The organism is Phyllobacterium sp. P5_D12, assembly GCF_054049495.1.
Genome location: NZ_JBFUMG010000299.1, coordinates 1 through 5,441 on the forward strand (window position 1 = coordinate 1; position 5,441 = coordinate 5,441).

Genomic DNA, 5,441 nt, shown 5'->3' on the forward strand with positions numbered 1-5,441 from the left:
GGCTCATTGGCTCATCAATTGTTCTGGACGGAGTTTGGAGCGCCGTTGACGCTGTGCAGCAGCCGTCCGAAGCGAACCTCCGACGGCCAGCGCCAAATCTCAAGCGGGCTTGCTTTACCGGCGATCGAGAAGAAGATGATGTTGGCGCGGCCAACGAAATTCTCAAGCGGAACATAGCCGACGTCAAAACGGCTATCGCTCGAATTGTCCCGGTTGTCGCCCATCATGAAATAGTTTCCGGCTGGAACGATAAATTCCCGTGTGTCGTCGCCCAGGCCGTTCGGCGTCAGGTCAAGCGTATCGTAGGTGATGCCGTTCGGCAGCGTTTCACGATAGACGTCGACGGGCCGGTTGACCTCCGTCACGTCGGGATTGTCGATCTGGCCAACCTTCTCGCGCGGTACGGCCACATCATTGATGTAGAGTACACCACCGCGCATCTGGATTTTGTCACCCGGCAGTCCGATAACGCGCTTGATGAAGTCCAGAGACGTGTCATTGGGCTTGCGGAATACGGCGATGTCACCACGTTTCGGCTCACCGCTCCAGATGCGGCCCGAAAACAAATCTGGTGCAAAGGGAATCGAATATTTGGAATAACCGTAGGAGAATTTCGAGACGAACAGATAGTCGCCTTCAAGCAGGGTCGGCCTCATCGAGCCGGATGGGATGTTGAAGGGCTGAAACAGCAACGTCCGGATAACCAGGGCGAGCAGCAGCGCCTGCACGATGACGCTGATCGTCTCACCAAGACCACCAGAATTCTTCACAACAGCTTTGTCGCTCACGTGTCTCATATCTCCAAAAATCAAATGTGCCCCCTCTTAACCGCTGAATGCGCGGGGAGCAATGCCGCTCAATGCCGTTTGATTGCGGCTATTCTTCGATTCTCTGCGCCTCGATAATCACAAATGCTTGTGCAAGGGGAAAATCATCGGTGATGGTCAAATGAATTCGTGTGGAGCAGCCGGCGGGCGTGATTGCCGAGAGCCGTGCCGCCGCTCCATTTGTGAGTTGCATGGTCGGTGCACCGCTTGGCAGGTTGACGACGCCCATGTCACGCCAGAATACGCCGCGTGATAGGCCTGTGCCGAGAGCCTTGGCACAGGCCTCCTTGGCAGCGAAGCGTTTGGCATAGGAAGCCGCTCGCTCTTTGCGGCGGTCAGACTTGGCCTGTTCAATCGGAGTATATACCCGGTCGACAAAGCGACTGCCGTGTCGTTCGAGCGTCTTTTCGATACGCCTGATATCGATTAAATCGCTGCCGATACCAATGATCATGTCGGCTCGGTTGCCTTTTCCAGGCGGAACGAGGCCTTGTGCCGTCGATGCTGAAACTTTGCAACTGTCCAGCGCACCGGAAAATAGATGAGCAGCGCTGCAATGAGACCGAGCGGAACCGCTCCGATCAGCATAGGCTTGATCAGTGGTTGCCACAGAACAAGAAAATCCAGATGCCTGAGCATGGCACCGAGATGCGGTGGCAAGGGTTCTCCAGTCAGACTGCCACTCAGAACGAAGCGACCGACTTCCAGCGTCGCGGCCCAGATGAAAGGCAGAATCAGAGGATTACCCAAGGTTGTTCCGATAACTGCCGCAGCAATGTTGCCTCCGATCAACCAGGCGATGGTCAGGGCAACAGCAATATGGACGCCGAGAAGCGGAATGAATGCAGCAAAGATGCCGCATGCAAAACCAGTCGCGATAGCATGGGGCGTCGCTCGAAGTCTAAGGACACGCTTGCCGAAATAGCGTAAAGACCGACCGACGGAACGGCGGGGCCAAAGCGCCACGCGCAGCCGTTCCCGCAGACAAGGTTCTTTACGCCTCTTGAAGAGCATTTCTATTCAAGTCCCTCTGCACCAAAGCAACGTATACTTTGAATGTGTCAAATCCGCTTTGGTTCATTTAGTTCATTCAGATGTTGCGACTACCGGGCTTAACAGGCGGAATTGCGGCAAGTTCAGGCGGAAGCTCATCAGCAGGATAGGCCGGCACTTCATATTCCGCCAGCGCTATCAACGGTACTCCCACATCACTTTTTCCAGCGGACCGGTCGATGATACACGCTGCTGCCAGCACATTCGCACCCACTTCCTGCAGGCACGTCACCGTTTCACGGATGGAAAGCCCTGTCGTCACGATATCTTCAACAATGACGACACGCGCACCCTTGGCAATCTCAAAGCGACGAAGCTTGAAAATACCATTTTCGCGCTCAACCCAGATCGCCGGAACGCCGAGATGCCGTGATGTCTCATAGGCCGGAATGATACCACCGATGGCGGGACCAACCACATAATCAATTTGGCCAAGTCCGGCGCTTTTGATTTTCTCCGCGAGGCCGCGGCAGACACGTTCGGTCTTGTCCGCATGCATGAAGACGCGTGCTTTCTGTAAAAAGATCGGGCTGCGCAGACCTGATGTCAGGATGAAATGCCCTTCCAGCACCGCCCCCGCCTCGCGAAACACGTCCAGAACCTCAGTTGTATTCATTCCGCCTCTCTATCCACTAACGCGCTGTGCATCGCTGACACATTTGCTCTCTTTAAGTTTTGACAATATCCGGTTGAGATGTTTGAGATTCCACACTTCCAGATCAACGATCATCTGCGTGAAATCCGGGGCTGTACGGACCATCGAAAGATTGTGAATGTTTGTCTCGTTCTCAGCAATGATCTGCGCAATTTCCGCTAGTGATCCCGGCGCATTGATCGCCGAAATGTTTATGCGAGCCGGGAAACGATCGCGGCGGCTCTCATCTATATCCCAGCGAACATCGATCCAACGTTCCGGCTGATCGTCATAGGCCATCAGTGCCGAGGACTGGATCGGATAGATTGTCATTCCTGCGCCCGGCTGAAGAATTCCGACGATCCGATCGCCGGGAACTGCGCCTTCGGGCGAGAAGTGCACGGGCATATCCGGGCTAGCACCACGGATCGGCAGGGCGTTCGGTCCGCCCGGTTCCAAACCAGCGGCCTCCGCACCCTCCGGCATCTTGAAGATCATTCCGGACGTGTTGCGGAAATTCACCCAACCTTCCTCACGGTCGGGAGCCGTGGGCTTTGGCTTGGCATCCTGATACTCCGGATAGACCGCTTTCATCACGTCGGATGATGGCAATTCACCACGACCGACTGCAGCCAGAACATCATCGATCTCTTTGCGTGCCAGACGCGGCAGGCCCTTTTTCAATTCGTCGCGCGAATAAACCTTCCCTGCCCGCTCGAACGCTCGTTCAAGTATCTGCATGCCGAGACCAGAGTACTGCTTGCGCACGGCCAGCCGTGTGGCGCGGCGAATGGCAGCACGCGCCTTGCCCGTAACAACTATCGACTCCCAGGCGGCGGGCGGTGTTTGTGCCTTGGAGCGGATGATCTCCACTTCATCGCCGTTATGCAGAACGGTCATCAGTGGCATGATGCGGCCATTGACCTTGGCGCCCACGCAGCTATCACCGATATTCGTGTGCACGGCGTAGGCAAAATCTATGGGTGTAGCGCCACGCGGCAGTGCGATCAGGCGGCCCTTCGGCGTAAAGCAGAAGACCTGGTCCTGAAACAGTTCGAGCTTCGTATGCTCGAGAAACTCTTCCGGATTGTCGCCTTCCGCCAGCGCCTCGATAGTCTGGCGCAACCATGCATAGGCATTAGTTTCAGTTGAAATGACATGGGGATTCTGTGCACTGCCACGATCCTTGTAGATCGAATGCGCCGCGACGCCATATTCGGCAATGTCGTTCATCTCACGGGTGCGTATTTGYAGTTCGACGCGCTGGCGCGATGGCCCAACGATGGTCGTATGAATTGAACGGTAGTCGTTCTGCTTCGGTGTCGAGATATAGTCTTTGAACCGCCCCGGAACCATCGACCAGGTCGTATGAATGATACCGAGAGCGTTGTAGCAGTCGGCAACCGTATCCACGACGACCCGAAACCCGAAAATGTCCGATAGCTGCTCGAAGGAAAGGCCCTTACTTTCCATCTTGCGGAACACCGACCAGGCTTTCTTCTGCCGGCTTTTCACACTGGCCTTGACGCCGTGTTTTTCGAACAGGCTGGAAAGATCGGTTTCGATCTGCTTCAGCGTAGCCTTGTTCTTCTCCAGCAACTCCGCGAGCCGGTTGGTGACGGCATTGAAGGCTTCAGGGTTGATGTAGCGGAATGCGAGCTGCTCCAGCTCCTCGCGCATGTCCTGCATACCCATGCGGCCAGCCAGCGGCGCATAGATATCCATCGTCTCCTCGGAGATGCGCAGGCGCTTGTCTTCGGGCACGTGGTGAAGCGTGCGCATATTGTGCAGGCGATCGGCGAGCTTGACGAGCAGGACGCGCACATCATCAGAGATCGCCAGCAGCAGTTTACGAAGATTTTCAGCCTGAACAGCCTTTTTCGAGACGAGATCGAGCTTTTTCAGCTTGGTCAGCCCCTCAACAAGTCTGCCAATATCCGGACCGAACAACGTGTCGATTTCCTGCCGTGTCGCCGAGGTATCCTCGATGGTGTCATGCAACAAGGCGATGGCGATTGTCGCCTCGTCGAGGTGCATGTCTGTCAGGATGGCAGCGACTTCCAGCGGGTGAGAAAAATACGGATCGCCCGATGCACGCTTCTGGTGGCCATGCTTCTGCATGGCATAGACATAGGCCTTGTTAAGCAACGCCTCGTTGACGTCAGGCTTGTAACGMTGGACACGCTCGACAAGCTCATACTGACGCATCATGGATGGGGGTCTCCGGAGTTACACACAAACTGAATTTGGTCGAAGAAGAATTGTTATGCCGTCTATATGGTCATTACGTTACCAACACGCAAAAATAATGCGCCGCAGAGACTGCGACGCATCAAAAAGAGATTTGATGTAGAGACGTTTAAACAGGTCTCTTAGTAGTCGTCGCTCTTCTCGGGGGCTACCAGCCCTTCGATACCAGCCAACAGTTCTTCTTCCGACATCGAATCGAACGAAACATTGTCATCAGCATCGGTCTCGACAGTCTCGGTCACATCGCTATCAGCAGTAACCTGCGGCACAGCGACTGCTTCCGGCTCATCGACTTCCACATGCTTCTGCAGCGAATGAATCAGATCTTCCTTCAGGTCACCGGGCGAAAGCGTTTCTTCTGCGATCTCACGCAGAGCAACCACCGGATTTTTATCATTATCGCGATCGATGGTGATCGCTGCACCTTGCGAAATCAGGCGCGCGCGGTGACTGGCAAGCAGAACCAGCTCAAAACGGTTCTCAACCTTGTCAACGCAATCTTCAACAGTGACGCGGGCCATAAACTGCCCCTTTCATTTTTAACTGAATTAGCGGATTAATGGGGACATAACGTGCTTGCGCGCAAAAAACAAGCAAAAGCGCCGAAAGTTCGCGCTACATGGAACGAATCCGGTGCGGTACCTCACCGAATGTTGAGCACTTATGTCCAAAAACAT

At 54.8% G+C, this 5,441-nt stretch carries 6 protein-coding genes; all 6 read right to left on the bottom strand.

Annotated elements, in window-relative coordinates; genetic code table 11:
• Positions 1-14: 14 nt before the first annotated feature.
• Positions 15-797 carry a signal peptidase I gene (gene lepB / locus ACXJ5O_RS17640; protein ID WP_224505672.1) on the bottom strand — a complete coding sequence of 261 codons (783 nt, stop codon included), beginning with the start codon at positions 795-797 and terminating at the stop codon, positions 15-17.
• A gap of 79 nt (positions 798-876) precedes the next feature.
• Positions 877-1,281 (bottom strand): holo-ACP synthase, encoded by a 405-nt coding sequence (gene acpS, locus ACXJ5O_RS17645; protein WP_457301025.1) that lies wholly within the window; start codon positions 1,279-1,281, stop codon positions 877-879.
• Positions 1,278-1,841 carry a DUF2062 domain-containing protein gene (locus ACXJ5O_RS17650; RefSeq protein ID WP_457301026.1) on the bottom strand — a complete coding sequence of 188 codons (564 nt, stop codon included), beginning with the start codon at positions 1,839-1,841 and terminating at the stop codon, positions 1,278-1,280. Before ACXJ5O_RS17650 ends, acpS begins: the two co-directional genes overlap by 4 nt.
• A gap of 76 nt (positions 1,842-1,917) precedes the next feature.
• Positions 1,918-2,496, bottom strand: a complete 579-nt coding sequence (gene pyrE / locus ACXJ5O_RS17655) for an orotate phosphoribosyltransferase (protein WP_457301027.1) — start codon at positions 2,494-2,496, stop codon at positions 1,918-1,920.
• A 9-nt stretch (positions 2,497-2,505) separates the two neighbouring features.
• Complete coding sequence (locus tag ACXJ5O_RS17660; protein WP_457301028.1) at positions 2,506-4,725, bottom strand: RelA/SpoT family protein; 2,220 nt, start codon at positions 4,723-4,725, stop codon at positions 2,506-2,508.
• Positions 4,726-4,886: 161 nt separating this feature from the next.
• Positions 4,887-5,285, bottom strand: coding sequence for a DNA-directed RNA polymerase subunit omega (gene rpoZ / locus ACXJ5O_RS17665; RefSeq protein WP_271893433.1), 399 nt, complete (start codon positions 5,283-5,285; stop codon positions 4,887-4,889).
• Positions 5,286-5,441 lie beyond the last annotated feature (156 nt).